The 26,221-nt window shown below is 66.9% G+C and carries 24 protein-coding genes and 1 pseudogene; 8 read left to right on the plus strand and 17 right to left on the minus strand.

The genetic code is table 11. The annotated features are described in order from the left end of the window. Positions 1 to 22 precede the first annotated feature (22 nt). On the minus strand, positions 23 to 1,222 hold the full coding sequence (locus G6N55_RS28975) for a MalY/PatB family protein (protein ID WP_085221688.1): 1,200 nt from the start codon (positions 1,220 to 1,222) through the stop codon (positions 23 to 25). A gap of 33 nt (positions 1,223 to 1,255) precedes the next feature. Then, a complete protein-coding gene (locus G6N55_RS28980; RefSeq protein ID WP_085221689.1) occupies positions 1,256 to 2,353 on the minus strand; it encodes an NAD(P)H-dependent amine dehydrogenase family protein in 1,098 nt (365 codons plus the stop codon). Positions 2,354 to 2,564: 211 nt separating this feature from the next. Between G6N55_RS28980 and G6N55_RS28985 the strand changes: the two genes are divergently transcribed. From G6N55_RS28985 to G6N55_RS28995, 3 genes are read left to right on the plus strand one after another with little or no spacing between them, the layout of a single operon-like run. Next, positions 2,565 to 3,545 (plus strand): LLM class flavin-dependent oxidoreductase, encoded by a 981-nt coding sequence (locus G6N55_RS28985; RefSeq protein ID WP_085221744.1) that lies wholly within the window; start codon positions 2,565 to 2,567, stop codon positions 3,543 to 3,545. Continuing rightward, positions 3,545 to 4,606 carry an NAD(P)H-dependent amine dehydrogenase family protein gene (locus G6N55_RS28990; RefSeq protein ID WP_085221690.1) on the plus strand — a complete coding sequence of 354 codons (1,062 nt, stop codon included), beginning with the start codon at positions 3,545 to 3,547 and terminating at the stop codon, positions 4,604 to 4,606. The genes G6N55_RS28985 and G6N55_RS28990 overlap by 1 nt, the downstream gene beginning before the upstream one ends. A gap of 19 nt (positions 4,607 to 4,625) precedes the next feature. Beyond that, positions 4,626 to 5,600 (plus strand): LLM class flavin-dependent oxidoreductase, encoded by a 975-nt coding sequence (locus G6N55_RS28995; protein WP_085221691.1) that lies wholly within the window; start codon positions 4,626 to 4,628, stop codon positions 5,598 to 5,600. Between the two features lie 82 nt (positions 5,601 to 5,682). Here the strand turns inward: G6N55_RS28995 and G6N55_RS29000 are convergent, their stop codons facing one another. Continuing rightward, positions 5,683 to 6,468, minus strand: coding sequence for a spirocyclase AveC family protein (locus G6N55_RS29000; protein ID WP_085221692.1), 786 nt, complete (start codon positions 6,466 to 6,468; stop codon positions 5,683 to 5,685). Positions 6,469 to 6,676: 208 nt separating this feature from the next. Between G6N55_RS29000 and G6N55_RS29005 the strand changes: the two genes are divergently transcribed. After that, entirely contained in the window at positions 6,677 to 7,318 is a 642-nt protein-coding gene (locus tag G6N55_RS29005) for a TetR/AcrR family transcriptional regulator (protein WP_036470071.1), read from the plus strand. A 15-nt stretch (positions 7,319 to 7,333) separates the two neighbouring features. Further along, positions 7,334 to 8,536, plus strand: a complete 1,203-nt coding sequence (locus tag G6N55_RS29010; RefSeq protein WP_085221693.1) for a cytochrome P450 — start codon at positions 7,334 to 7,336, stop codon at positions 8,534 to 8,536. A gap of 51 nt (positions 8,537 to 8,587) precedes the next feature. Here the strand turns inward: G6N55_RS29010 and G6N55_RS29015 are convergent, their stop codons facing one another. The 7 genes from G6N55_RS29015 to G6N55_RS29045 all read right to left on the minus strand — a co-directional run bounded on the left by G6N55_RS29015 (position 8,588) and on the right by G6N55_RS29045 (position 15,663). Further along, a complete protein-coding gene (locus G6N55_RS29015) occupies positions 8,588 to 9,802 on the minus strand; it encodes an MFS transporter (RefSeq protein WP_085221694.1) in 1,215 nt (404 codons plus the stop codon). A 54-nt stretch (positions 9,803 to 9,856) separates the two neighbouring features. Then, positions 9,857 to 11,356 (minus strand): PPE family protein, encoded by a 1,500-nt coding sequence (locus G6N55_RS29020; protein ID WP_163667649.1) that lies wholly within the window; start codon positions 11,354 to 11,356, stop codon positions 9,857 to 9,859. 258 nt (positions 11,357 to 11,614) lie between these two features. Next, a complete protein-coding gene (locus G6N55_RS29025) occupies positions 11,615 to 12,604 on the minus strand; it encodes an alpha/beta fold hydrolase (protein ID WP_085224061.1) in 990 nt (329 codons plus the stop codon). Positions 12,605 to 12,663: 59 nt separating this feature from the next. Next, the gene (locus tag G6N55_RS29030) at positions 12,664 to 13,182 is read right to left on the minus strand and encodes a lipoprotein LpqH (RefSeq protein WP_085224062.1); all 519 of its coding nucleotides are present in this window, start codon (positions 13,180 to 13,182) and stop codon (positions 12,664 to 12,666) included. A 98-nt stretch (positions 13,183 to 13,280) separates the two neighbouring features. After that, on the minus strand, positions 13,281 to 14,006 hold the full coding sequence (locus G6N55_RS29035) for a hypothetical protein (protein ID WP_085224064.1): 726 nt from the start codon (positions 14,004 to 14,006) through the stop codon (positions 13,281 to 13,283). After that, positions 14,003 to 14,884, minus strand: coding sequence for an LLM class F420-dependent oxidoreductase (locus tag G6N55_RS29040; RefSeq protein WP_085224066.1), 882 nt, complete (start codon positions 14,882 to 14,884; stop codon positions 14,003 to 14,005). The genes G6N55_RS29035 and G6N55_RS29040 overlap by 4 nt, the downstream gene beginning before the upstream one ends. Next, the gene (locus G6N55_RS29045) at positions 14,881 to 15,663 is read right to left on the minus strand and encodes an SDR family NAD(P)-dependent oxidoreductase (RefSeq protein WP_085224068.1); all 783 of its coding nucleotides are present in this window, start codon (positions 15,661 to 15,663) and stop codon (positions 14,881 to 14,883) included. Before G6N55_RS29045 ends, G6N55_RS29040 begins: the two co-directional genes overlap by 4 nt. A 172-nt stretch (positions 15,664 to 15,835) precedes the next feature. Between G6N55_RS29045 and G6N55_RS29050 the strand changes: the two genes are divergently transcribed. Next, positions 15,836 to 16,348, plus strand: coding sequence for a TetR/AcrR family transcriptional regulator (locus G6N55_RS29050; protein WP_232078863.1), 513 nt, complete (start codon positions 15,836 to 15,838; stop codon positions 16,346 to 16,348). Between the two features lie 9 nt (positions 16,349 to 16,357). Here G6N55_RS29050 and G6N55_RS29055 read toward each other — a convergent pair whose 3' ends face one another. Next, positions 16,358 to 17,191 (minus strand): alpha/beta hydrolase, encoded by an 834-nt coding sequence (locus tag G6N55_RS29055; protein WP_085224070.1) that lies wholly within the window; start codon positions 17,189 to 17,191, stop codon positions 16,358 to 16,360. A 68-nt stretch (positions 17,192 to 17,259) separates the two neighbouring features. Here G6N55_RS29055 and G6N55_RS29060 point away from each other — a divergent pair, with 68 nt between their 5' ends. Further along, positions 17,260 to 18,147, plus strand: a complete 888-nt coding sequence (locus G6N55_RS29060; RefSeq protein ID WP_085224072.1) for a 5'-methylthioadenosine/S-adenosylhomocysteine nucleosidase family protein — start codon at positions 17,260 to 17,262, stop codon at positions 18,145 to 18,147. Position 18,148: 1 nt separating this feature from the next. On the opposite strand, the gene G6N55_RS29065 is transcribed toward G6N55_RS29060, so the two are convergent. Then, positions 18,149 to 19,003, minus strand: a complete 855-nt coding sequence (locus G6N55_RS29065; RefSeq protein WP_085224074.1) for a sulfurtransferase — start codon at positions 19,001 to 19,003, stop codon at positions 18,149 to 18,151. A 111-nt stretch (positions 19,004 to 19,114) separates the two neighbouring features. Between G6N55_RS29065 and G6N55_RS29070 the strand changes: the two genes are divergently transcribed. Then, positions 19,115 to 19,579, plus strand: a complete 465-nt coding sequence (locus G6N55_RS29070; protein WP_232078864.1) for a hypothetical protein — start codon at positions 19,115 to 19,117, stop codon at positions 19,577 to 19,579. 153 nt (positions 19,580 to 19,732) lie between these two features. Here the strand turns inward: G6N55_RS29070 and G6N55_RS29075 are convergent, their stop codons facing one another. From G6N55_RS29075 to G6N55_RS29095, 5 genes and pseudogenes are all read right to left on the minus strand, one after another. Then, the gene (locus tag G6N55_RS29075; RefSeq protein ID WP_085224075.1) at positions 19,733 to 20,866 is read right to left on the minus strand and encodes a glycosyltransferase; all 1,134 of its coding nucleotides are present in this window, start codon (positions 20,864 to 20,866) and stop codon (positions 19,733 to 19,735) included. A gap of 199 nt (positions 20,867 to 21,065) precedes the next feature. Next, positions 21,066 to 21,860: pseudogene (locus tag G6N55_RS29080) on the minus strand (AAA family ATPase); the annotation flags it as partial. A 34-nt stretch (positions 21,861 to 21,894) separates the two neighbouring features. Continuing rightward, entirely contained in the window at positions 21,895 to 23,481 is a 1,587-nt protein-coding gene (locus G6N55_RS29085; protein ID WP_085224077.1) for a Na+/H+ antiporter, read from the minus strand. Between the two features lie 91 nt (positions 23,482 to 23,572). Beyond that, entirely contained in the window at positions 23,573 to 24,658 is a 1,086-nt protein-coding gene (locus tag G6N55_RS29090) for a DUF5685 family protein (RefSeq protein WP_085224079.1), read from the minus strand. 50 nt (positions 24,659 to 24,708) lie between these two features. Continuing rightward, a complete protein-coding gene (locus tag G6N55_RS29095) occupies positions 24,709 to 26,163 on the minus strand; it encodes a thioredoxin family protein (RefSeq protein ID WP_139826959.1) in 1,455 nt (484 codons plus the stop codon). Between the last annotated feature and the right edge of the window lie 58 nt (positions 26,164 to 26,221).

The raw sequence follows: 26,221 nt of genomic DNA on the forward strand, positions 1-26,221 counted from the left end.
TGACAGCTATTGTTGCGCAGCATTATTGGGTGCCGGCGAGCGCACGACCCATGCGCGATAAGGCTTCGGTGAGAATCGCCGGCGAGGTAGCGAAATTCAGCCGGACGTGCCCGGCGCCGCCGGTGCCGAAGACATGGCCGGAGCTGAGTGCGACGCGGGCGTGGTCGAGAAACCAGCGGGCCGGCCCGGACAGGTCGGCCACCACCGCGGGGCCGTCGGCCGCATCTTCGGTGATGCCGAGCCGCCGGCAATCCAGCCAGGCGAGGTATGTGCCCTGTGTGCCTTGATATTTCACGTGCGGAAGGTGTTCGGCCACCAGGTCGCCCAGTAACGTACGGTTGGCGTCCAGGCCCTGCAGCAGCGCGTCGAGCCAGTCGTCGCCGGTCCGGAATGCTTCCGCGTGCGCGATGACGCCCAGGTGGCTCGGCCCGTGGCTGACCTCCTCTGGCATCCGCCGCAGATCCGCGGCCGCCTCCGGCCCGGCGATCGCCAGGGCCGCCTTGAGCCCGGAAAGATTCCACGCCTTGGAGGCGGAGGTCAGCGCGAACGCGTCCTCGGCACCGGGGATGCTCAGGTACGGCGTGAATCGCGATCCGGACAAGACCACCGGTGCGTGAATCTCGTCCGCGACCACCCGCGCCCGCGACCGCCGGGCGCATTCGGCCACGCCGCGCAGTTCGTCGACGGTGTGCACCGTCCCGGTCGGGTTGTGCGGATTGCACAGCAGGTACGCGACCCTTCGTCCCGACGCCCGCGCCCGGGTGAACGCTTCCTCCAACGCGTCCAACGCAATTCGTCCTTCGGCGTCGAGTGGCGCCTCGATCACCCGCCGGCCCGAGTGCGTCACGAACGCGTAAAACGGCGCATAAACCGGAGGATTGACGACAACCGCGTCGCCCGGGTCGGTGATAAGCCGCAGCGTCTCAACGATTCCGAGCATTACGTCGGGAACGATCGTCGTGCGGCCGACGTCGAGTCCGTGCCATTGCCAACGCCGCGAAGCGAATTCACCGACCGCCTCGGCCAGGGCGGTGCCCGACGGATAGCCGGTATCGCCGTTGTCGATCGCCCTACGCAGCGCTTCGGCGACGGTGGGCGGCAGCATGACGTCCATCTCGGCAACCCACAACGGCAGGACATCGGCCGGGTGCGCACGCCACTTCATGCTGGTGCGCAGCCGCAGTTGCTGCAGCGTGAGTTCCTCGAGTGGATTAGGCGTCACTCCCGCAGACTAGGCCGCGCGGTTGGGTCCCGGTTACCCGGTCACAAACGCGCCCTTGGGGATCGTCAGGGGCAGGTCGACCGAACTCAACAGGCCCGGCTCGGCGGCGACGACGTAGGGCACGGCGTTGACGACGCGCATCGCGGTGGCGACCATGGCGCCCGCCCCGGACGTCATGCCGCCGACCCAGGCCCGCTGCGGATCCTTCAGCGTTGCCGCCAGCGTGCAGTCGATATCGGGATCGCCGCTGATCTGGACGCGGTAGGACAGGTCGCCGATGCCTTCCGGCCAATCCGGGGCGACGTCGTGTGCCAGGCGGGTGACGTGCTCGATGATGATCGCTTCGCGGCCGTCGACCACGCCGGTCGCCCGCATCCGCAGCGCGCCGCAGGTTCCGGCCTCGACGGTGCCCATCGCGACCTCAAGCGTCCGGTCGGTGACCGCGCGGTCGAAGAACTCGCGGACTTCCTGGACCTCGACTCCCAGTGCGTCGGCGATCAACCGGATCTGTCCTTGCCATTCGCCGGCGATCGCGCCCGGGAAGCCGATCCACGGTTGGTAGTCGAGCGGGCGGCCGAAACCCAATGCGTCACTCATGATGTCGGGCACGCCGTAGTCGTCGTACAGGCCGATCTCCCACGCGTGCACCTTGTCGATGGACGACGATTGGGTCGAGAGCACCAACGGCAGATAGTCGGCGGCGAAGCCCGGCTCGATGCCCGACGCGTAGAGCGACACCTGCCCTTGTTTGGCCGCGGCGGCCAGCTGGTCGCGCCACTCCGCGGGTTCGTAGGCGTGCGGGTTGACCAGACGCGTGGTACTCGTCGTGACGACGTTGATCCCGGCCTGGAGCAGCCGGACGTAGTCGGGGATGGCCAGGGCGTCGCGTTCCGGACCGCTGGCGGCGTAGATCACGCAGTCCGGTTTCAGGGCGATCAGCGCGTCGGCGTCGGTGGTGGCCTTCAGCCCGATCGGCTCGCCGTTGGCGAGTTCGCCGGCGTCCTTGCCGTCCTTTTCCGGGGAGTGCACCCACACCCCGACCAGATCCAGATTGGGGCGCCGATCGACGGCGCGGATGGCGATCGAACCGATTCCGCCCGTCGCCCATACCACTACCCGCTGAGCTGTCATGTTGCTCCTCCTCAGTTGCGTGCGCGATGAAAGCTGAGGCGGCCGTTGACCTTACGCCGGCGGTTACCCAACGTTCGACTCGGAAGCTAACAGCCGCGAGCCCGCACGGTCAAGGGTTTAAGAGAGTAACTACTATCCTAATGAACAAATTTTAGGTTAGGGTGCGGGATGTGAGGGTCGACGCCCGATTTGCCCGCCGCCGGACTCGATGATGTTCACGCTGAGGTTCGACATGCGCGCCCCGGCGTGGGCCGGGCCGGCCGCCGACCTGTACGCCGCGGCCATCGACATGTGCGCGTGGGCCGAGACCCGCGGCGCCGTACTGGCCGTGCTGTCCGAGCACCACGGTGCCGACGACGGCCACCTGCCGGTACCGCTCACGCTGGCATCGGCGATCGCGGCCAGGACGAACACTTTGGCGATTCTGCTGGCCGCCGTGCCGATTCCGCTGTGGGATCCGGTTCGGCTCGCCGAAGAGATGAGCGTGCTGGACCTGATCAGCCGCGGACGGGTGTCCTACGCGCTCGGCGTGGGACATCGACGCGAGGAATACGACCACTTCGGCATCGACATGAGCACGCGCGGCCGAATCGCCGACGAGATGCTGGACGTGCTGGGCCCGCTGGTGCGGGGCGAATCGGTCCAGTACCGGGGCCGTGAAGTTCGCGTCACCCCGCCGTGCGCGTCGCCGAACGGGCCGATGATGTTGATCGCCGGTGGCAGCAAGGCCGCCGCGCGGCGGGCCGGGCGCCACGGGCTTGGGTTCATCTCCCAGACCGCCTCGCCCGGGCTCAAGGATTACTACGAGGCGCAGTGCCGTGCGCACAGGCACCACCCCGGAATCATTCAGTTCCCCCAACCAGGTTCTCCGACAGCGGTTTTCGTAGCCGACGATGTCGATCAGGCGTGGGACGAGCTGGGGTCACACCTGCTGCACGACGCGAAAACAGCGGCGTCCTACCGGCCGCACGACGATTCGGTGGCCAGCATCACCCGCGCCGACAGCGTGGCGGCGCTGCGCGAGGACAACGGCCCGTACCGCATCTTGACGCCCGAGCAGGCGACCGACTACGTGCGCGGCGGGCAGCTGCTGCCACTGGCCCCGCTGTGCGGCGGCGTCGCGCCGGAGGTGGCGTGGCCGTATCTCGAGCGTGCCGCGGCCGCCGCCAAGATAGGTGAGGAGAACTCCTGATGCGGATCGTGGTGTGGTCGACCGGCGGAGTGGGATCGATCGCCATCGATGCCATCAGGCGTCGACCGGATCTGGAACTCGTTGGCGTCTGGGTACATTCGCCCGGGAAGGTCGGCAAGGACGCCGGCGAACTGGTCGGCGGCGAGCCGATGGGCGTCATCGCCACCAACGACGCCGACGCGCTGATCGCGCTGGCGCCCGACTGCGTGGTGTATGCGGCCAGCGGCCCCGACCGCGACGGCGCCGCCGTGCCCGACTACGTGCGGCTGCTGGCGGCGGGCATCAACGTGGTGTCGACGTCATCGACCGGCCTGGTGTACCCGCCGTCCTACTTCGCCCCCAACTGGCGTGACGATCTGGACGAGGCGGCCAAGGCCGGCCGGGCGTCGTTCTACGTGTCGGGCATCTTTCCCGGTTTCGCGTCCGATCAGCTGGCGTTGCTGATGACGACGCAGTCCAAGCGCATCCGCCGGATCACCGCCAGCGAGGTTGCCCTCAACGATCACTACCCGGTGGCCGACGTGATGATGGACGGGATGGGCTTTGGCCGGCCGCTGGATTTCGAGCCGATGCTCAAGACGCCGGGGTTCATCGAAATGGCTTGGAAAGCACCGATTTACCTGATCGCCGCGGGCCTCGGCGTCGAGGTGGAACAGATCCGCGGTTCGCTCGATCGGGAGCTGACGAATAGGGACATCGAGGTCGCGTTCGGCACCATCAAGGCGGGCAGCTGCGGTGCGGTCCGCACCCGGGCGGCGGGCGTCGTCAACGGTGCCGAGGCCATCGTCATCGAGCACGTCATCCGGATGGCGCGCGACGTCGCACCCGACTGGCCGACGTCGGACTGCGACGCCACGTATCGGGTCGACATCGAGGGAGATCCCGACATCCACTGCGAGATGACGCTCGGGGCGGCGGAGGGGCACGCCGCGGGCCACGCCGCGATGGCCGCCACGGCAATGCGCGTCGTCAACGCGATCCCGTACGTCGTGGACGCGCCACCGGGCCTGCTGAGCTCGCTGGACATCCCGACGACGCTTCCGCTTTACGCCTTCGGCTGAACGTGTAACGTGCATTGCCGTGTACACGCTGCGCTTCGACATGCGCGATCCCGAGTGGGCCGCGGCCCCGGCCGATCTCTACGCGGCCGCACCCGAAATGTGTGCCTGGGCCGAAGAACACGGCGGTCTGGCCGCCGTGTTGTGCGAGCACCACGGCTCCGAGGACGGTTACCTGCCGTCCCCGTTTCTGCTGGCCTCGGCGGTGGCCTCGCGAACCCAGCGGCTGGCGCTGAGCCTGATCCTGATCCTGCCGTTCTACGAAACCGTGCGCTTGGCCGAGGACATGGCGGTGCTCGACATCATCAGCAACGGGCGGGCGTCCTACATCCTGGCGTTGGGCTATCGGCCCGAGGAGTTCGAGCACTTCGGTGTGCCGATCAAGACCCGCGGTCGCGTCTGCGACGAGAAGCTCGCGCTGTTGCGGCGACTGCTGGCCGGGGAAACCGTCGAAGAAAACGGGCGGCGCATCGCCGTCACACCGCGGCCGCTGACTCCCGGCGGGCCGGGGCTGATGTGGGGCGGCGGAACGGTTGCCGCCGCGCGCCGGGCCGGCCGATACGGCCTGGGCATGCTGGGCAACGCCAACGAACCCGGCATGCAGGAAGCCTACGAGCAGGCCTGTCGTGAGCATGGCCATCAGCCCGGCCCGACGATGTTTCCCGACCGCAACACCCCCTCGGTCGTCTTCGTCGCCGACGACGTGGATCGGGCGTGGAAAGAGATCGGGGAGCATCTGCTGCACGACGTGAAAACCTATGCGGCGTGGAATCCCGGCGACGAGACGACGGCCGGCTTCTCGCACGTGAAATCCGTCGACGAGCTGCGCGCCACGCCCACGTCGCACATCATTATCTCGGTGCCAGAAGCGATTTCGCGGGTGAAAGCCGGCCAGGTGCTCAACCTGTCGCCGTTGTGCGGCGGGCTGCCACCCGACATCGCGTGGCCCTACCTCAAGCGGGTGGGCGAAGAGGTGTTGCCCGAAGCGCTCGGGTGACCGCTACTCCTCGGCGAGCGTCGAGTTGTTGGGAGAAATTCGCCAGTTTTGGCGCAACAACTCGACGCTGGGCGCGAGGGTCTTACTTGGGTTGGTTCGGGACGCCCGGATACAGCTGCTCCGTCGGGCCCGCGGTCACGTAGCCGCCCAGCTTTGTAATGAGGTGGGGCGCAAAGACCGACAGATACACCGCATGTCCGATGACGATGACGGCGACGATCGACAGCACCGCGGACTGCCCCGGGCTCTTCGATCGGTTGTCGGCCCACATGTCGATGACGTTTCGGCCTTCCGCATCGGTGCGGCCGAGCAGATAAGTGAAGACCATCATCTGAATGCCCATGGCGAGCGAGTCGTACAGCGGGTACTGGTGCCTGGTGCCTTCGAAGATCGCCAGGCCGGGAATCACGTAGCCGTAGTAGAAGTTGCCGAGCTGGGCCCCGGTGTAGGCGTTGAAGAACAACGCCCAGCAGAACCCGACGACGAGGCCGACGACGAGCAGGGTAATCGGCCTGCGCCAGTTGAACTTTCCGCTCAGCCAACGTCCGAGTGCCGCCCCGGTCACGGCCGGGATGATGAAGTAGGAGACGTAGCCGATCGGCACCGCCAACGGCAACCCGCCCCACGTGACATTCAGCGGCCACCAGGACGGCATGCGGGGCAGCGCCGGCGGAAACTGTGCGTACATCGCCCAGTCGTAGGGGGACTCGATCCAGGAGAACGAGATCGCCGAGATGCCGAGCAGCAACAGCGGATGGATGCGGCGGCGACGGTAGCTCAGGTAGATCCCGATAATCAGGAACGTGATGCTCGCGGCGTAGGAAAAGTACTGAGCCCCGGCCATCACCGGCGTCATTTCGGTGTTCACGGGCGCCCCTCGTCGCTGCGCCGCGCCTCGGGATCGAAGCGGAGTACCAGCCCGAAAATTAGGATGATCAGGCCGAACAACGTGCCGAGCATGATGACAGCGCCCATGGTGTCACCCTTTCGATGATGCGCCTTCTTAAGGTAGTGGATACTATCCTATCTGGATAGTGGATACTATCCCCAAGGCATTTTGGGAGGAGTGGACCTCGGTGTCCCAGCGAGCGATTAAGCAGGCGACGGTGGTGCGTCGGCCCCGTGGGGAGCCGCGCCGGCTGCTGCTGGACGCCGCCCGGGCGCTCTTCGCCGGCCAGGACTATCGCAGCACCACCACGCGGGAAATCGCCCAGGCCGCCGGGGTCACCGAGCACCTGCTGTTCCGAAACTTCGGGTCGAAGGCGGCGCTGTTCCGCGAGGCGCTCGTCGTGCCGTTCGTCAGTTTCGTCGACGAATTCGGCAAGACCTGGCAGGCGGTGGTCCCCGAGGAGACCGACGAGCAGGAGCTGACTCGGCTTTTCGTCTCGCAGCTCTACGACGTGTTCGTCGAGCACCAGGGTCTGCTGTTGACGCTGATGGCGGCCGAGAGCCTCAGCGAGGAGGAAAAGGCCGACGCCGGCATCGCCGAGATCCGCCGCGCCGTCACGGTGCTGGGCCAAATCAGCGTTGAGGGAATGCAATTGCGGGGGTTGCGATCCGACCACCCCGACCTGCCGGCCCACTCGACTGTTTCGATGATCGCCGGGATGGCCGCGCTGCGTTCCACCTACTTCGGGGATACGCCACCGCCGCGGGAGGTCATCGTTGAGGAACTCGTTCAAGCGCTCCTGCACGGCTTCTTGCACCGCAACGACTGAGTTAGGGATCCGACCATGACAAGCGCCAATGCCGTCGAGTTGTATTACGACCCATTCGATGTCGAGATCGACTCGAACCCGTACCCGGTGTGGAAGCGGATGCGCGAAGAAGCGCCGTTGTATTACAACGAGAAGTACAACTTCTACGCGCTGAGTCGATACGACGACGTGGTCCGCGAACTGCCGAACTGGGAGACGTACCGGTCCGGCCGCGGGACCACAGCCGACATCTTGTTCGCGAATATCGAAGTGCCACCGGGCATTCTGCTGTTCGAGGATCCGCCGCTGCACGATTTGCACCGCAAGCTGCTGTCCCGGGTCTTCACGCCCCGGCGCATGCTGGCGGTGGAGGACCTGGTGCGCGGTTTCTGCGTCCGCGAGCTCGACCCGCTGGTCGGCGGGAGCGGGTTCGATTTCATCGCGGACCTGGGCGCGATGATGCCGATGCGGACCATCGGCTACCTGTTGGGAATTCCCGAGGAAGATCAAGAGAAGATCCGGGACCGCAGCGTCGCCAACATCGAATTGTCCAGGGACAGCGACCCCGCTGCCGTCGACGCGAACGTCTTCGCGAATTCGATCGCGCTGTTCGCCGAATACATCGAATGGCGGGCCAGTCATCCGTCCGACGACCTGATGACCGAGCTGCTGCGGGCCGAGATCGACGAGCCGGACGGTACGCGCCGGCCGCTGTCGCGCACCGAGGTGCTGGCCTACACGGCCATGATCGCGGGCGCCGGCAACGAAACCACCGCTCGCCTAATCGGTTTCATGGGGCAACTGTTGTCGGATCATCCCGATCAACGCCGCGAACTCGTCGAGGACCCGTCACTGATCCCGGGCGCGATCGAGGAGACGCTGCGCTACGAGCCGCCGTCTCCGGTGCAGGCCCGTTACGTCGCGCGCGATGCCGAGCACTACGGTCGCGTGGTTCCCGAGGGGTCGTTCATGCTGTTGTTGAACGCGTCGGCCAACCGCGACGAAAACCACTTCACGGATCCGGATCGCTACGACATCCACCGCCGCGGAAGTCATCTCAGCTTCGGGCAGGGCCTGCATTTCTGTTTGGGCTCGGCGCTGGCCCGGCTGGAAGCCCGGGTGGCCTTCGAAGAAGTCCTCAAACGCTGGCCCGACTGGGAAGTCGACTACGCGAATGCCCAACGGGCGCACACCGCGAGCGTGCGTGGCTGGGCGCGCTTGCCGGTCGTGGTGGGCTAGCGGCGCTCGAACGTGAAACTGGCTTCACGTTCGAGCGACGAAGGCGTGGCGTCAGGTCCTCGCCGGACGCAGCATGCCCGAGGCGACGATCGCGAATACCATCCAGGCGGCGGCGTAGCTGAACGCCACCGCGGGCGAGGCCAGGGTGTAGAGCAGGCCCGCGACGACGGTCGCCACCACGTCACCGGCCGCCTGGACCGCTCCCAACACGCCGAACCCGCTGCCGCGCAGGCGATCCGGCAGTAGTTGAGACACGACGGCCGACTGGGTAGGCTCGGCCAGGCCGATGCCCGCCCCGGCCAGTGCGAAGCCGAGTGCGATGATCACCGCATGGTGCGCCCCCACCGCGAACGCCAGGTAACCGACGACATAGACGGCCGCACCGGTCGCGAACACCGCACGCGGCCCGGCCCGGTCGTACCAGCGTCCCGCGGCCAGCGAGGCAACCGTGGCGACCGCGTTGTGGCCCGCGTAGATCAGGATCGCCAACGACGTCGCCGCGGTCACGGTTCGCTCCGGGGTGGTCAGCAGTTGGGTGGAGCGCAGGATCAGCAAAGTGGTTGCGATGTTGCCGAATTCGAACAGCGCCACCGGTAGCAGCGCTCGCAGCATGCCGGCGTCGCGCAGCGCCCCTAAGTCGAACCGTCGCCGGGCTGCCGGTTGGCCCACCTGACGATGTTGGCGCGCTTCGCGGGCGGCGATCAGGATGGCCCCGGCGGCAAAGAGACCCGGGATCGCGGCCAGGCAGAGGGCGGGCCGAATGCCGACCCACGCGACAAGCCCGGCCGCAAGCAGCGGGCCCACCACCGCGCCTAGGTTGTCGCCGGCGCGCTCGAGCCCGAATGTCCTGCCGCGCGCCCATTCTGGGCTCAGGGATGCCAGCAAGGCATCGCGCGACGGCGACCGCACACCCCGAGACATCCACGCCAGCGCGCGAAAGAAGCCGGCCTGCCAGACCGTGGCCGTCACGCCGATCGCTCCGGTCGCCACGGCCGTGGCCAGATAACCGCCGGACGCGATCCGTCCGCGACGTTCGGGGTCGTTGGCCAATGGTCCACCGACCAGTTTCATCACGCCGATCAGCGCGTCGCTGATGCCGTCGACCACCCCGAGCGCCGCGGCGGACGCCCCGAGCGTTCCGGTGAGGAACGTGGGCAGTACCGAAGTGGTTACCTCGTGGCTGGCATCGGAGAAAAAGCTCGTCGCCCCGACGGCGCCGACGCCGCGGGTCAGCCACTTCCGCTCGTCATCGGCATCGACCGTCATGGCTGGCAGATAACCATGATTTGTTGGCTTCGGCCAGGGTTCGGCTCATGAATGCTATCCAGGCGGATCCCAGCTGCCCGGCAACATCGGAACAGTTGCGGCGCCGCCGAATGAGTCGTCAGCCAGTGTGGTCAAGCCGGCCGGCTGTCGTCCGGTTGTCCGGTTCACGGCCCCGGCGAAGCCGATCGTTCCCGCTCCGAGCTCCGAATCGATATTCGGTTCCAGGTATTCGTAACGACGGCCCGGCATGTCGACTCCTCGACGTCGTCTGGAGCCGGTGGGCTCGCGTGGGTTGGCGGCCGCTGCGGGTGTTTCGGTGCTGCGGACTTCCGCGGCCTTCTTGGACTTGACGGCAGCCCTCGACGGGGAAGGGGCAGCAAACTGAAACGCCCCGACGAGATAGGCGCTCGAAAGTCCCTCCGCACCGGTGACCGGTGCCGGTGGAGCCGGGGGAGGCGCGCCGTGGACGGACGTTGGGGCCGGGGCGGGGACGGGGGCGGAAGCCGCAGGCGGTGCCGGGATTGCCATGGTCGGCGATGCCGGGGTCACGACGGGAGCGAGGTGGGGAGCGGGAGGAACGGGAGCCGGCGCTACACCGGGTGCAATTGGATGCGGGAGCCCGGCCAAACCCGCCAGCCCCGCGAGTCCGCTCGCCGCCCCGGCGGGCACCGCCGCGAGCGGAGCGGCCAGCCCCAGGGTGTACACCGGGTTGCTGAGCAGGAAGGAGGGGATCAGGAAGGGGTCGTAGAGCACCAGCCAGATCAGGTACATGGTGCGGTGGATGACGAATTGGACGCCCAGGTAAAGAATGGTCTCGAGTAGTTGTGCGGGGTTACCCGCATAGTTGGCGAGCATCGCCTCCAGGCGCGGAATGAACATCGTCAAGCTTGGGTGCACCGACGGAGACGTCGGCGAGAACGGATCGAACGGGAACAAATCATTGAGCAGCTCTTCGAGATTGGTGGGCAATTGAGTGCCCATCGGTCCGGTGGGATCTTTGCCCATTCCCATGCCCGAGTTCATGATCTGCGGAGCCGGGTTGGTTTGCGGGGCAGCCGCCACCGCGCTGGTCGCGACTGATTGGTAGACGGTCATCGTCGTGGCAGCCTGGACCCACATGCGCGCATAGTCCGCTTCGTTGACCGCGATCGGGATCGTATTGATACCAAAGAAATTCGTCGCCATCAGCGCCGCATGGATGGCGTGGTTGGCCGATAGTTCCCCCAACGTCGGCATGGCGGCCAGCGCGGCCGTATAGGCGGCGGCAGCGGTCTCCAGTTGTGCGGCCATTGCGGCGCTGTCGATGCCGGCTTGCTGTAGCGATGCGATATACGGTGCGTGCGCGGCGACGTATTGCGCCGCACTCGGTCCCTCCCACGCCGCGGCCTGGGTCGCGCCCAGTAGCGCGGTGAGTTCGCCTGCCGCCGAGTCATATTCAGCGCTCAGTGAGCTCCACACGCCTGCGGCGGCCGTCAATGGCCCGGGGCCGGGTCCGCTGGACAGCAGCGCCGAATGTACCTCTGGCGGAAAGGCCATCCAGATCGGCGAGGTCAAAGTTAACCCCGCACAACCAAACATGGCTCATTTCGGAAAGCAGCTATCGGAAGCTCCTTTCGGTGAAAGCGTCACGGGCCCAGGGCTGTTGGTAATCGGTCCGTTGCCGCGAGCTTAAGCGATCGTGAACCCTAGAAATAGATGCATTAGTGTCCTATACGGATTCGCACAGGCATCCACCAGGTAGCCACATCGTCGAGCGTGAAGCTACTGTCACGCTGGGCGTCGAACGTGACAGTAGCTTCACGCTCGAGCAGGTTATGAGATGCTCTGATCCACCAGCACCGCACCGTCGGGCTGGTTTCCGAGCGTGTGCAACGGAATGTCTTCTTCTTGGACGGTCAGAAGAACGATCTGAGCCAATTGCCGGGGCGCGTCGCATTGCACGTAGTGATCGGCGCCCGGGATCACCCAGTAGCGATTTCGGCCGGGCTTGGCCTTGAGGTACATCTCCCAGACGTGGTTCGAGACGCGCAACGGCGCGACGTTGTCGTGCAGTCCCCACACCACGGTGGTGTGCACCTGGCTTTTGGAAAGCGCTTCAAGCCAATTGGTTTCGTCGGCGGCCCGCTCGTTCAGATACTGGATGGTGTCCGGCAGCACCCGGATTCCGTCGTTGTGGGCAAAGCACTTGGCCAGCGCGTCGATTTCGGGGTCGGTCAATTTCCTCCTCGGCATGAAGGTGCTGGCCCCCATGCCGGCCGCCAGGGTCTCCGGTGTGGTCGCTTCCGCGGTGGCGCGCCCCGTTTCAGGGTCGAGCAGTGCGGTTTGGAACAGCGTCAGATTCGCCAGCGGAAGGTAGATGTTGGCGTTGGTCAAGATGAGGTCGAGCGGGGCCACCGGCGGGTCCAGTGCGGCCAACATGCCCAGCGCGATCATGCCGACGCTGCTGCCGCGATCATGGGTGAGCATGCGAAATTCGCTCAGCTTCCACACGTCGGTGATCGCATGCACGAGCAGGCGCGCATCGTCGTACAACGAATAGACGTACGGCTGCGGTGGCTTGTCCGACAATCCGTAACCCGGAAAGTCCAACAGGTAGATGTCGAAATCGGAGCTCAGCTCACGCGTCAACTCGTAGAAGTCGATGCTCGACGTCGGAAAGCCGTGCACGAGCACGAGTGGCGGTGCCCCGGCCGTGCCGAAGCGCCGACTGAACACCCCGACTTCCTGTCCGTCGTTGGCGGCGGTGGTCGACCGCCAGCGAAGTTCGGTACCGCCCTTTTGCCATTCCGCGAAGATGTCCAAGCTGCCAGCATCTCAGAGGCGATCGTGGTTAGACAACCGATGTTTCGCCGCACGGGCGTTCACGGGCAGGTCACATGTATCCCGAATGTGATCTGTCGCATACCGGTTTGGCCCGGCATCGTCCCTTGGCCGGTTCCGGTGATCGTGTAACTCTTGCCGTCCTTGTCGACCATCACCTGGTTCACGGATTGGGTCGGTTGATAGGGCAGCTGGTACTGCCCGTTGCCGACTTTCAGGGAAATCGAAAAGCCGTCGACGCTTGGCGGCTTTTCGTCCGACAGGGCGAAGGACAGCGACGCTGAATCGTCGTGAACGGTGATGCGTGTCGTCAGATCGCCCGACTCGGGAGGCGTCGCGTGGGGCTCCGCCGCCGAGCTGATGCAGTTGACCTTGCTGGTAATCGTGTGCGAGTGCTGATCCAGCATCACGGTGGTGTTGGACGGAGCCGGACTCGAGCTCGCAGGGGACGCGGGTTTGCCCCCATTGCTGGAACAGGCCGACAGGCCGGCCACCAACACCACCACGCCGACGCCGGCGACACGGCGGCTGATTCGCCACCGGGCGTCCGGATTCTTCATCGCAAGTCCTCCTAGAGGTCTTTCTCCGAAGGCGCGCACCGCGCCGTGCCTACCGTAGCCGCATCGGCGCTGCTCAGCGCGTGCCGGCCCACCTCGGGCTACGGCCAGGCTTCCCAATGGATCATCGTGCGCAGCGGACCGGCGAATACGGGTCGCACCGCGCCCGATCGCCAACGCTCTTCGACGAGCGGCGCCAGGGCAGCTGTCGTGCGCAGCGGGTCGCCGTCGAGGTAAACGACGGTGATGTATTGATGGTCGGCCCGCCAGCCGCGGGGTAAATGGCTCCATCCGGTGCTCGAACCGAACGTCCAGGCGCCCGCGGTGCCGGGGGTGGCGAGCAGCGCCGGAAAGTGTTCGGCGTGCAGCCATTGCAGCCATTCGTTCGAGCGGCCGTCGGTGGGCTCCTCGACGATCAGCAGGATTCCGCGGTGCGGCCGGAACGGCACCACCTCGGCGGAGACGAGAGCGTGCGGTGCGGAGTGCCACTGCAGCAGGCGCAGCCCCACGATTTGCAGCAGCGGCCGTGCGACGGGAAAGCGACCGTTCTCCCGCAGTTCACGGCCGAGTGTCACGAAGTCGTCGAGCGTTTGTTCAACGGGGTCGCCGACCAGATAGTGCACCACGTTGCCGATATCGCTCAATGGTCCGTCGGCCGCTAGGCGCTGGTGGAGGTATTCGCCGTCGGCGATCCAGCGCAATCCGTGCACGATGCCCGGAAGTTGATATTGCTCGGGCATGTGATCCAGCAGGTGCCAACGCAGATAACCGCTTTCGTCGTCCGATGGCGCGGTGAGGCTGAAAATGCCTGCCTTGACCCGGTTCACGCGGAACCACCGGCGAGATGAAGCTCGGCCAGCGCCTGCAGATTTTCCAGGTAATGCTGCAGCGATTTGTGCCTGAACCACGCGCTGATGATGGTCGCGCCGTGCGCGGCGGTGTCGGCGAGTATCTCGCGGGTGCGTTCGGGATCGTTGATCGGGTCCAGCGGTGCCGGCGGCGGCAGTACCACCTCGAAGCCATCCGGAAATTCGAAGCGGCCCAACCATTCTCGGGCCTGCTGCAGTGTCACGTTGAAGGGAGCCCACCCGTCGGCCAGGGTCGCGGCCCGGCGCAGCGATCGCAGCGTGCGTCCACCGATCCAGATGGGCACGTGGTCCTGGACCGCGCACGGGTTGACGATCATGCCGTCGAACGAATAGAACTCGCCGTGATAGGCGGGTTCGGGAACCGACAGTGATGCGCGCAGCGCACGCAGCGCGTCGTCGCCGCGCGGTCCGCGGTCGTCGTAAGGAACTCCGAGCAGGTCGAATTCCTCTTCGAGGCTGCCGACGCCGACGCCGAGGATGAGCCGGCCATTGCTGACTTTGTCCAACGTGCCGTAGCGCTTGGCGATTTCCAGGGGGTGGTGATAGGCCAGCACTAATACGTTGGTGGCCAACCGTATTCGCTGAGTGCGCGCGGCCAGGTAGCCCAACGTCGCCAGTGGATCCCAATAACGGGTGCCTCGGTGTTGCTGCTCCAGCACTGCCGGCAGTGCGATGTGCTCGCTGCAGGTCAGGTGGTGATAGCCCAGCCGGTCCGCGGTTTCGGCGATCTGAGCCAGCTCCTCGATCGACGCGTCCTGCTCCCAGGCGGCACTGAGCTGGGGCATCGTGATCACGACGGGTGTGGACACCGACAGCTTCGCGGGTGGGGTGCTCATCCCTGCATGTACCCTCCGGCGTCGACAGGGATCGATTGCCCTGTGATTGTTCGGCTCTCGTCACTGGCCAAAAACAGCGCCAGGTTGGCCACGTCGCCCGGCGACGAAATATCGCGCAGGGCAACGTCTTTGAGCGACTTCGCGCGCACCGCCTCGACCTCGACACCCTGCTCGGCCGCGGTGCGCTGTAGCCAATTGCGATATAGCTCTGTATCGATCGCGCCCGGCACGATGCAGTTGCAGCGGATGCCGTGCGGACCGACTTCGAGCGCGACGGTCTTGGTGAAGGCCCGCAGCGACGCCTTCGCGGTGACGTAGTGCGTCTTGCGCGCGATGCCGTGGTAGCCCGCGGTGGAGGAGAAGTTGAGGATGACGCCGCTGCGACGTTGCAGCATCGACTGGTTGAGAACCTCGCGGGTGCACAACATCGCCGCGGTGACGTCGATGGCGATCGTGGCGTTCCAGTTGTCGAGTGTCTGCTCCCAGATCCAGTGGTCTTTTCCCGGCGCCGCGGCGTTGTTGCAGAGGATGTCGACGTGCCCGAATTCGTCGACCGCGCGCGCCACCATCGCCGCGACGTCCGCCTCGTCGGTGACGTCGGCGCGCATCGCGATCGCGCCGGAGCCGGCCGCGGCGGCGGCCTCGCGGACCAGCTCCTCGCGCCGGGCGGCGAGCAGGACCCGCGCGCCTTCGCGGACGAATACCGAGCCGAGAACCGGTCCCAGGCCGGTGCTTGCCCCGGTGATAATCGCCACCTTGCCCGCTAGCCGGCCCGTCATTGCGCAAATATTACATAGCGGATTCATCGATTACGCCGAACCGATGCCGGGTAAATTCGAACGGTGCTCGAATAAAGGCTGATTGGGGAATGACGTAGTGGTAGCAACGGGGAATGAGGTCACGGCGCCGGCCGGCGCACGCCGCACTTACGGGGGACTCGATCGCGACGAGGTGGTGGTCGCATTGCGTGACCTGGCGAAGCGCGTGGGCGTGCAGCGGGTGACGATGCGCGAACTCGCCGCCGAACTCGGAGCCGCCGTGCCTTCGGTGTACTACCACGTCCCCAGTAAGCAGACCGCTTTGGAGCTTGTCGCCGAGTCCGTACTGGAAGAAATCCCGCTTCCGGATAAGGGACGATGGGATACCAGGCTCATCGAGCTTTATTGCGCTGCCAGGGAAATCATCCTGGGTGTCCCCGGCGTCGCGAGCATCCTGCAAAACAGCGTCGGGAACGAAACGGCCCGCCGGCTGGATCGGCACAGCCGCGGCCTGCTCGCCGAGGCGGGCCTCGCGAAAGCCGCTGCCGCCGCGGCTCATACGGTCTTGTACACCTACCTGCTGGGCTCGATAGCTCTGGAGGAAACCCGCGCCGCCGAGGCGACGCCTCGCGTTAAACGCCAGTTGGCCACACACTTTCGTGCCGGGCTCGATGTGATCGTTGCCGGAATCAAGTCATCGTCGTAGTCGAGCCGGCTACGCTCGTCGTTCTTCCACGGCATCGAGCGCCTGCCGTGCAGCACGCGGTGAGGTTTGGAGCCAGGCATGAATTCGTTCGGCCACCGACGCCCACTGGGGCTCGACCATCATGTTGTGGCCCATGCTGGGAAAGATCTCCGCTCGGGTGCGATAGGCACGCGCGGTGGCGTGGACTTCGCGCGGGGTGAAACACCCGTCGTCCTCGGCGCCCAGCACCAATACCGGGGTGTTGACGCGATCGGGTTTGGGCAGGTTGAGAAACAACATGTCGAGGAACCATCTGCCCGCATATTCTTCCCCCAAGGCCGCGGTGTAGCGCACCACGTCGTCCTGCGGCGTGTATCGGGAATAGAAATGCTCGCGGGCTAATTCGGGTGTGCCGCCTATTCCGTGTAAAGACTTGGTAGTCAGCAGGGTTCGTGCGGTGTGCCATGGGTGTCGCCTGCCGATGCGCAACATGAATCTGGTGACCCCGCTGGGCGGTGCGGAGGCAAGCAACACCGCGGCCGGTGCATCGTGTGACTCCAGGTACTTCTGCACGACGAAACCGCCCAGCGAGTGGCCGACCACGATCGGCGGGGTGGGCAGGTCGTTGGCGACGGATGCGACATCGTCGACGTAGTCGGCGATCGAACAAAAGAGATTTCGCTTCGGCTCGGCGCTCTTGCCGTGGCTGCGCAGGCTTAGCGCGAGCGACCGATAGCCCCGTTCGGCGAAGAAGTCCAGGAAGTGCTCGTCCCAATACCAGGCGCCGTGCCAGGCGCCGTGGACAAACACCACCGGTGGTTTTGTCGAATCGCGGCACGGTCCCTTTTCGATCACCTCAAGCATGGGCAGACTCCTTTGTCGCGCCTTGAGATTAGCTTCTGGCCACCCGCGACGAGGGAAAAAGGACGATAATGGTGGTCGCCACCGAACCCGAGGAGTTGCCAGACGTGACGGTGGATTCGTCCGAACAGCGCACCCTGGTTTTGACGGCGTTTCCCGTCGAGGCCGATGAGGTGCTGTCCCACACCACGCTCGAGGCCGACCCCGTGGTGGTCGCCGACGGTCGGCATTTCTATCTCGGCTCGATCCGCGGCAAGAAGGTCATCGTGGCCATGACCGGCATCGGCCTGGTCAATGCGACCGATACCACCGAGACCGCGTTGACCTACTTCGCCAGCACCGTTGGCGCTGTGGTGTTTTCGGGTGTCGCGGGCGGTGCCGGGCGCACCGGCATCGCCGACGTCGCGATACCGGCACGCTGGACGCTGGACCACGGCAAGACGTTTCATCCGGTCGACGCCGGCATGTTGGCGGCGGCCGAGACCCTCTCCGTCACACTGCAAAGCGCCAGACGGATGCGCCACGAGCCGCTGCTGCTGGTCGGTGGTGACGGCTGCAGCTACGACAACAACAACGGGCGAGCATTCCCGGGTATCCCGCACGGCGGCGGGGTGTTCGGCTGCCAGCCGCGAACGGCACCCGATCGCTCGTTCTTCTGCACCGGCAACTTCTTCAGGGCGGCGTGGCCGTGGCTGAGGCACGGCCTGATCAGCAACGCGAAGGTGGTGTCGGCGGCCGACCCGGCCTTCGATGCGACCGACAGCGAGACCGCCGCGGCGCAGGCCGTCGCGGATGCGCGTGGCGTGCCGTTTTTGGGGATCCGCGGAATGTCGGACGGCCCGGGTGATCCACTTCGCCTGCCGGGCTTCCCATTTCAGTTCTTCGTCTACAAGAAGGTCGCCGCGGTCAACGCCGCGCGCGTGACGGCGGCGTTTCTGCGGCGCTGGGCCGGCCCCTGATTTACTCGGCGCCGCGAGCGACGGGATGGGTTGGGTCCGAAGACCACTCGGACCACGACCCCGGATACAGCGCCGCCTCACATCCCATCGCCGCGAGAGCGGCGACCGCGATGGTTGCGGTCACGCCCGATCCGCAGTAGGCGCCCAACGGGGCGTCGCGATCGATGCCGCGGTCGGAGAGCTGCTGGGCGAGCGCGTAGTCACCGAGGAACGTGCCGTCGGCGGCCAGCACGGAGCCGCTGGGCAGATTCCGGGCCCCCGGGATGTGACCGGCGACGGCGTCGACGGGTTCGGTGTCGCCGCGATAACGTTCCGGCGCACGCGCGTCGAGCAGGGTCACGACGCCCGCGCCGGCTTGTTCGGCCGTCAGGGTGGGCCGAGCACCGGCATACAGATCATTATGGGGCACAACGACATTGCCTGCCGCGGGGGTGACCCCGCCGGTCTCGAGGCCACGCCCGGCCGCCCGCCACGCGCCCAGTCCGCCGTCGAGGATGCGAACGTTCGCCAGGCCCGCCGCGGTCAGCACCCACCAGGCCCGCGCGGAACCCGCCCGATTCCAGTCGTCATAGACCACGACCAACGCGTCCTGCTGGACACCCCAGCGGCGGGCGGCGGCCTGCAGGCTTCGTCCCGACGGCAGTGGGTGGCGGCCGCGACCGGTGACGGTGTGATCGCTGAGGTCGTCGTCGAGGGACACATAGACCGCGCCGGGGAGATGACCGTCGAGGTAGGCCGCTCGCCCGTCGGGCTCGTCGATGCGCCAACGGACATCCAATATGGTCGGCGGATCGTCGGCCTCGATCAGGTCGGCCAGCTCCGTGGCGGTGATCAGCACCCGGTCGCGCGTTTCCACGGTCCACCTCCTCGTCGTCTCCGACGAGCCTAGTCCCCGGGCCGAAAGTGGCTCGGCTCAGCAAACAACGGCGTAGGGTCCGATCATCACCGTCCGTCGATGGGAGGCTGCATGGGCAACGTCTATCGAGCAGCGCTCGTGGCGGGCGTCGTGCTCGCGGTCGTGACGGCGATACCGGCCGACGCGATGCCGAATACGCAATGCACGCTGGCGACTCCGGTGACCGAAGTGCACAGCCTGTCGCAGCTACCGCCGGCGCTCGTCAAACTCCTGCCACCCATCGCGGACATCGGCGCGCCGTTCAACAAGACGGATTCGGTCAACGATCCGACGTTGCCGTTCCGGCGGCTGATCCGGGCCGGCAACCGGGACGCCGACTGGTTCGTCTGGTACGAGCACGGCGGCGTGGGCTACTTCTGGCAAGCGGTGGTGGCGCGCGTCGTACCGGGCAGCCCGCCGGCGGTGATCGCGAATGCGGGAACCATTACCGACACGCTGTGCAGTCTCACCGACGGCGCGTTCGCCGGCCACGTCCCGCCGTACCCGCCGGGCTCCTGGGGCGCTTCCGACTTCTAGTGGCTACGCGGCTTGCTTTGGCTCGCCGAACGTGGGTGATATGCACGAAAAGTGCTGGAATTGAGTGCATATCACCCACGCTCGACGTTGCTTGCGATGCCGCTGAACGGTATAAGCGGCCAATCGCGGATTAACGACCCACGACGCTAGCGGCTACGCGGCGTCGTTGTCCGGCCCGTCGACGGCGGGTCCCAACGTCGCCAGCATGCCGGCCGCTGCCCGCTGCCAGGTGAAGTTCTCCGCGCGGCGCCGCGCGGAGGTCCGACGGTGATATTCGGGCAGGCTGATGACCGTGCCGACGGCCCTGGCGATGGCCTCCGGGTGGTTGTCCGCCGACGCACCGCTGTCCGGGGTGATGATCTCGGTGAGCGCCGAGGTGCGGGACACCACGGCCGGCGTGCCACAGGCCAGCGATTCCAGCGCGGCCAACCCGAACGTTTCGTGCGGCCCCGGTGCCAGCGTGACGTCCGCCGAGGCCAGCAGCCCGGCGACGGTGTCCCGGTTGGAGACGAACCCGGTGAAGTCGATCGGCAGTCCGGTGGCCTGTCGCTGCAGCTTGGCCCGCATCGGTCCCTCGCCCATGACGACCAGTCGGGCGTCGACGCCGAAGTCGCACAGCGCGGCCAGCGCGTCGATGCTGCGATCCGCCCGCTTCTCCACCGACAACCGGCCGCAGTGCACCAGCAGCAGCTGCTCTGGGGTGGCCCATTGCCGGCGAACCAGGGGAGAGTGCCGACTCGGGTGGAAGGTCTTCAGGTCCACGCCCAGCGGCACGGTGACGACGTTCGTGGCGCCGATGCGGTCGAATTCTTCGCGCGCGAAACCGGTAGTGCAGACGACGGTGTCGTAGTCGGCTGCGGTGCGGCCGTTGGCAAAATCGGCGAGGCTGCGCGCCGGCCGACGCGGAAGTATTTGGCCCGCAAGGCGATCCAGGCGTTCATGCGAAATCATTACGGTGGTGGCGCCGTGATCGCGACCCCACCGTCCCAGTGACCTCAGCGTGAGCCGGTCGGAAACTTCCAACGCGTCGGGTTGCAGTGCTTCCAGCAGCGCCTTGACCGGGCCCGGCATCACCGCGCGGTAACCACCGGTGAAGGGAATCAGCCAGGCGGGCATGGTGATTCGCACCACACCAGTCGGCAGCAGGGTACGTTCTGCGCGCGGACCAGGGACGATCAAAAACACTTCGTGGCCGCTGGCGCTGTATTCGGCGCCCAATCGATCCACCGCGGTGCGAAGGCCGCCGGACCGCGGGCCATAGAAGTTAGCGACCTGTACAACGCGCATAAGCTGAGGACACGTGGCGCTTGTGTGCACTCAACGATGCAGACCTGACGTGTGCCTTAACACTCCATGAATTCGGCTGATAGACGGCGGTAATGAGATTGGCTGTGCGTTCGCGGCGTTGAGTGTGCGGCTGCGGCGGCGAGTGTGCGTTCGCGGCGTTGGGTGTGCGGCTGCGGCTGCGACACGCCGAGCGGCCGCGCCCACGATGCACACGCAAAGCCGACGATGCGCACGCAAAGGCTAGGGCGTCTGCGATGACACGGCTTAACTCGTCGGACCCCGACTCGAGAATCGTCTGAATCGCCGCGGCCAGGTCGCTGCCGTCGTCGGAGAGCACCGGGGTACGGGTGCCCACCTGCGGGTGCCGGGCCGGCGCCCGGCCGTCGACGCGGAAGCCGTCGTAGAACCGCCACCCGCGCAGCCGTTCCCGCACGGCGGCGAGTTCGGGAAGGGCGTGCGGATTGGCATACTCGGCGAGCACGCTGCGGTACAACGGCAACGAGCGGCTCAGCTCGTCAAAACCGTTGCCGGAGTTGACGGCTTCGGCGAACCCCCGCGACCGGCGCACCAGCGTCGCGCTCGGCCGCAACACCGGCCCGGCGAACAACACCTCCCGTTTGATCTCGGGATCGCGGGCAAAGACGGACTTGCCCGCCGACTGTGGGAGGCCCAGGTCGACCAGATATCCGAAATCGTGTGCAGCGAAGCCCATTTCGAGCGATACCGGCCGGGTGTGGACCGCGCCTTCGGTCCGCTGCGTGCGCCGCGCGCCATCCAGTCGCTCGGGCCCGGCCCACAGCACCGATTGCAGCCCGCCCTCGCGGGCCAGCGAGCCGATGACCTCGCCGCGGCCGCAATCCGCCAGCAGCCGCAGCGCGCGGTATACCGACGACTTTCCCGCGCCGTTGGCCCCGGTGATGATCGACAGCCGCCCCAGCGGCAGGATGACCTCGCGCAGCGACCGGTATCCGCGGGTGGCGACCGTCTGCAACATGTCGCCGACTGTACGGTCAACGTCCGACGCGTTGTCAGTTGTCGGCGGTGTCGAGCAGTTGCACCTCTTCGAGATCCATCTCGGCCTGCAACTCGCGCAGCACGATGTCGTCGATGACCCGTTGATTGCGCAGCCTGGTGACGGCCCGGCGCTTGTGCTCGAGCACTCCGAGGCGCACCCGTCGCACCAACTCGTTGCGCTCGCTCAAGGTGTTCGTCGAATCGTCGCCGTTCTCCGCGATCAGCGCGGCGTGCTCTTCGTATTCCTTTTGCAAGCGGGCCAACAGCTTTGGGCTGGCTCCGAGCTCGGCGGCCACCACGGGTAAGGCCTCGAGGGCCGCTTGAGTCCCGCGACAGCGGGCCAGCTGCAGTTCGCTGGCGTACGCGACATCGTCGGGCATCCGCGCCCAGCGAACGACCGCGGGCAGCGTGATGCCTTGGACCAGGACGGTCGTGAGGATGACGACGACCACGATGAAGATCAGCAGGCTGCGGTCGGGGAACGGCGCGCCGCTCAGCGTGGTCGTCGGCACGGCGAGTGCGGCCGCCAGCGATACGGCGCCGCGGAATCCGGCCCAGGCGGTCACGAAGCGCTGGCGGAACGGCACCCGGCGTTCACGCTGCACCTGGCGGCGGTCGATCAGGCGCAGCAACAGCGTGGTGATCTCGCCCCAGAAAATCCGGGACAGGACGACTACGGCGGTGACGGCGAGGGCGATGAACAGTGCGTGGCGGATGCCGCCGTCGACGCCGTTGATGCCGCGCACCGCGCCCGGGATCTGCACCCCGACGAACACCCACAGCGAACCGTTGATCAGGAATGTCGCCATGTCCCAGAATCCGTAGGACAGCAGCCGGGAGCGGGCGCGGATCACCAGCGGCCCTGCGTAGGCGAGCACCAGGGCCGATACCAGGACCGCGACCACGCCGCTGCAGCCCAACGCTTGGGCCAGCAGGAACGCCGCGAACGGCGTCAGCAGGCTCATGGCTCCTTCTTCTTGTGGTGCGTCGATCCGCTTGCGCGCCAGGGTCACCAGCCCGCCGACCAGCAGCCCGACCGCGATACCGCCGAAGTAGGAGGTGACGAAGCGAAGGACCAGATCGGGCGGGCTGATCTCGGCGCCGCCGACGGCGACGTGCACGGTCACGAAGAACAGCACCAGCGCCGTTCCGTCGTTGATGAGGCTTTCGCCGCGCAGCACGGTGAGCGTGCGGCGCGGCAACTTTTTCGCCAGGCCGGCGACGGCGGCGGCGTCGGTGGGGGAGAGCACGGCGCCCAGGACCGCGGCGGTGTGGGATTCCATGCCCAGGGCGCGCGCCGTCCAGGACACGCCGAGCGCGGTCACGATCACCAGAAGGACGCTCAACAAGACGATGATCCGGGCATTTGCCCGCAGCTCCCGGATGCTGGTGCCCAGGCCCTCCCAGTAGAGGATGGCCGGCAAGAACAGCAGCAGGACGATCTCGCCGTTGATGTGGATATGCGCGAAGGCCGGGATCAGGCCTAGCAGCGTGCCGAGAAAAATGAGCAACACCGGCGGGCCCACCCGATAGCGCCGGCCCAGCACCGTTCCGACGATGACGGCCGACACGAGCGCAACGATGACTTCGAGCCCAAACACGAGCCCATCCTGCCGTACGAGACGGCGTCTGGTTACCTGGGCCGAAATACGTCACAAACACGTAATGGCGCAACGGGTTCGATGAGCTGCCCTACGAGCAGTCGCAGCAGCCGCCGCAATCACAGCAGTCGCCGCAGTCGCAGCAGCAGTCGCAGCCATCGCAGCAGCAGACGCAGGAGCCGTCGCCGCGGCCGCCCTTGCGCTTCACGCCCGCGCCGGGTGTTTCTTCGGGGATTTCGCCCATCGGGTAACCGGCCCCGACGGGCTGATTGCCGAAGTTGATGGGCTCCTGCTGGCCGTGCGGGGTGCCGCAGGTGGTGTGGCCGGACCGGCTGAAGGTGCGCGAGATCGCGCGTCGCACCTCGCGGGTCAGTAACTTGTTGGCCAGCCGGCCGTCGGTGAATTCGACGTCGGCCAGCGCCAATTCGATGCCGAGTGCCGCGTCGTCGCACAGTGCGCGGGCCTGGTCCATCGGAGTTTCGGTGGCGGCCAACGGGTTCCACTTGCCGCGGGCCAGGTCGTCGTCGTAGTCCTCGACCGCGTCGAGCAGGTGCGCCACCCGCCCGAACAGCCGACCGATCTCGCGCAGCGGCGCCTGATTGTCGGGGCGGCCGGCCAGCACCGCGGTGTAGGCGAATGCCTCGGCGACCGCGGTTTCGGTGGGCTCGGTCACCAGCAGCAGCGAGCTGCCCGGCCCGGCCGTCGCCTCGAGCTCGGCCTGGCGGTCCATCGCCGCGACGAGCACGCCCGTGTCGAAGCCCAGGGTGTGACCGGTGTCCGTGCCCTGGCGCACCCAGCGCTCGGCGATGCGTCGTGCGGCCGGTCGGATGCCGGCCGCCCCGACCACGCCGTCGTGGTCGTCGACGTGATCGCGGACCCGCGCCGCGGCCAGGGCCAGCGACACGACGGCGGCCAGTCGCGCGCAGTCGCCGGTGGCCACATCGGCGCGACGCATGCCGCGCCCCGGGCAGGGCCCGGCCTTGCGGCGGGTGGGCTGCTCGGGTGACTGCGCTTCGACCAGAAGCGAGACCACCAGGCCGTCGTAGTTGGTGGCTATCCGCGCGGACTGGCCGTAGTCGTCGCGCAGGGCCAGGCACAATCCGCACAATTGAGCGGTCCAGGCTGCTGCGAGCTCGCTGCCAAGTCGATGACGGCAGGGCCGGATGATGCCAAACATCTCACTGAAGCTACCGGACGTCCAGCAAACATGGGGACCGAAACGCTGGCCTACTTTGGCGCGGGGCAAGGCTTGGGAAAGGTGACCGGCTTACCCACCCGGTCCATCGCCGCGCGGAGCTGCCGCATGCCCGCCTGATACATGTCCGGGGTCGCGGCCGACCAGGTGGTCGAGGTACAGGTAGCGGTGTCGCAGCCGCCGCCGAACGTGATCGACGGCCCGGTTTTCACCGTCACGCACTGGCACTTGGCCCGGGCCGGGTTCGTGGCATCGATCTCGCATTCCACATCGAGGCAGTTCGCCCAGGCCGCCCCCGCCGGGCAGCTCAGCACAGCGAAGTTCGCGTTGATGTTGACCGTCGAGAATGCCGACCGGATCATGTTGCCGGATTGGGCCCGGTCGGTGCAGTTCTTGGATCCGATCGAGTTGCCGTTGACGACGACGCAGTCGCAGACCGAGATGTTGGGATCGGTCGGCGACGGTACACACGGCGCCGTGGTGCACAGCGCGAAGGTTTGGTCGCACATCCAGACGTCTTCGACCTGGAGGGCTTTGGCGTCGCTCGTGCCGCCGGAATCGCAGGCGGTGGCCGCGGCGACGGGAAGCACGCTCAACGATGCCCGGCGCAGCAGTCCGCGCCGGGTGAGCCTGGCCTGATCGGAGAGCCGTGCGGCGTGGTCGACGAGCTCGCCGATCGCGGTGGCGCCGCGCGCGATCTCGGACCGTCGACCGTCGTCGATCAACACCGCGCTGGGCGTGGCGGTGATGCCGAACGCGGCAAACGCGGCGCGAGACTCGTCGACGAGTTCGAGCGGGACGCGGTGGCCGGCGGGGCCGCCGTTGACGAGGGCGACGCGGACGCGACCGTCGAGGTCGTGCTGCCATCGCGCCACCTCGGGCAGCAACAGATCGCACGCCCCGCAACCGGGCTGGCTGAAGATGAGCATGAGCGGTCGGCGGGGTTCCAGCAGCTTGTCCAGGGTCCAGACGTTGCCCGCTCGATCCGGCAGCGCCAGGCCGTCGGCGGTCCCCGGGCGTGCCAGCCAGCGCCGCCGCGCCGCCGGGCCCAGCCACAGGGCAAGCATGACGATCCCGAAACCCGTTAAGGGCCAGCCAAACTGACCGCCGCATGCCACGAACGTGGCGAGTGTGGCGAAGCACCCGTTGCGGGCCAGCGTCGGCCACCCGAGCGGGCCCGAGGACAGCCGGCCAAAACAGTGACAGTCCGGGCGTCGGCCACGCACAAGATTCGCGAGCGCCGCCGCCGCGAATCCCGCAAGCACGACCAGCGCCGCGCCTGCTCCGGCCCGCGGCTGCGTTATCAGAAGCGCCGCGACGCCGAACTCGGTTGCGATCATCGCCGTCGCCACGAGGGCCGCGGCGGCCCGCGGCACGCCGAATGCGGTGACCGCTTGCCGTGCGCCGCCGCGGTCGGCCACCTTCGCCAGCGCGGCGACGGCAAACATTCCCGCCAGCACTAGTCGCGCTGCCGACATGGTGATCATCACAAACCTCCGGTGCGGATGGCCGAACGGGAACATTCTGCGCCCCGCCATAATGGAG

Origin of the sequence: Mycobacterium florentinum, from assembly GCF_010730355.1 — a bacterium.
GTDB classification, from domain to species: Bacteria; Actinomycetota; Actinomycetes; order Mycobacteriales; family Mycobacteriaceae; genus Mycobacterium; species Mycobacterium florentinum.

Coding starts and splice junctions, on each gene's coding strand:
- G6N55_RS29010 (WP_085221693.1), top strand. CDS start 7,334: ATGACAAGCGCCAATGCCGTCGAGTTGTATTACGACCCATTCGATGTC.
- G6N55_RS28990 (WP_085221690.1), top strand. CDS start 3,545: ATGCGGATCGTGGTGTGGTCGACCGGCGGAGTGGGATCGATCGCCATC.
- G6N55_RS29095 (WP_139826959.1), bottom strand. CDS start 26,163: ATGATCACCATGTCGGCAGCGCGACTAGTGCTGGCGGGAATGTTTGCC.
- G6N55_RS29090 (WP_085224079.1), bottom strand. CDS start 24,658: ATGTTTGGCATCATCCGGCCCTGCCGTCATCGACTTGGCAGCGAGCTC.
- G6N55_RS29070 (WP_232078864.1), top strand. CDS start 19,115: ATGGGCAACGTCTATCGAGCAGCGCTCGTGGCGGGCGTCGTGCTCGCG.
- G6N55_RS29040 (WP_085224066.1), bottom strand. CDS start 14,884: ATGAGCACCCCACCCGCGAAGCTGTCGGTGTCCACACCCGTCGTGATC.
- G6N55_RS29075 (WP_085224075.1), bottom strand. CDS start 20,866: ATGCGCGTTGTACAGGTCGCTAACTTCTATGGCCCGCGGTCCGGCGGC.
- G6N55_RS28985 (WP_085221744.1), top strand. CDS start 2,565: ATGTTCACGCTGAGGTTCGACATGCGCGCCCCGGCGTGGGCCGGGCCG.
- G6N55_RS29045 (WP_085224068.1), bottom strand. CDS start 15,663: ATGACGGGCCGGCTAGCGGGCAAGGTGGCGATTATCACCGGGGCAAGC.
- G6N55_RS29015 (WP_085221694.1), bottom strand. CDS start 9,802: ATGACGGTCGATGCCGATGACGAGCGGAAGTGGCTGACCCGCGGCGTC.
- G6N55_RS28980 (WP_085221689.1), bottom strand. CDS start 2,353: ATGACAGCTCAGCGGGTAGTGGTATGGGCGACGGGCGGAATCGGTTCG.
- G6N55_RS29030 (WP_085224062.1), bottom strand. CDS start 13,182: ATGAAGAATCCGGACGCCCGGTGGCGAATCAGCCGCCGTGTCGCCGGC.
- G6N55_RS29055 (WP_085224070.1), bottom strand. CDS start 17,191: ATGCTTGAGGTGATCGAAAAGGGACCGTGCCGCGATTCGACAAAACCA.
- G6N55_RS29060 (WP_085224072.1), top strand. CDS start 17,260: ATGGTGGTCGCCACCGAACCCGAGGAGTTGCCAGACGTGACGGTGGAT.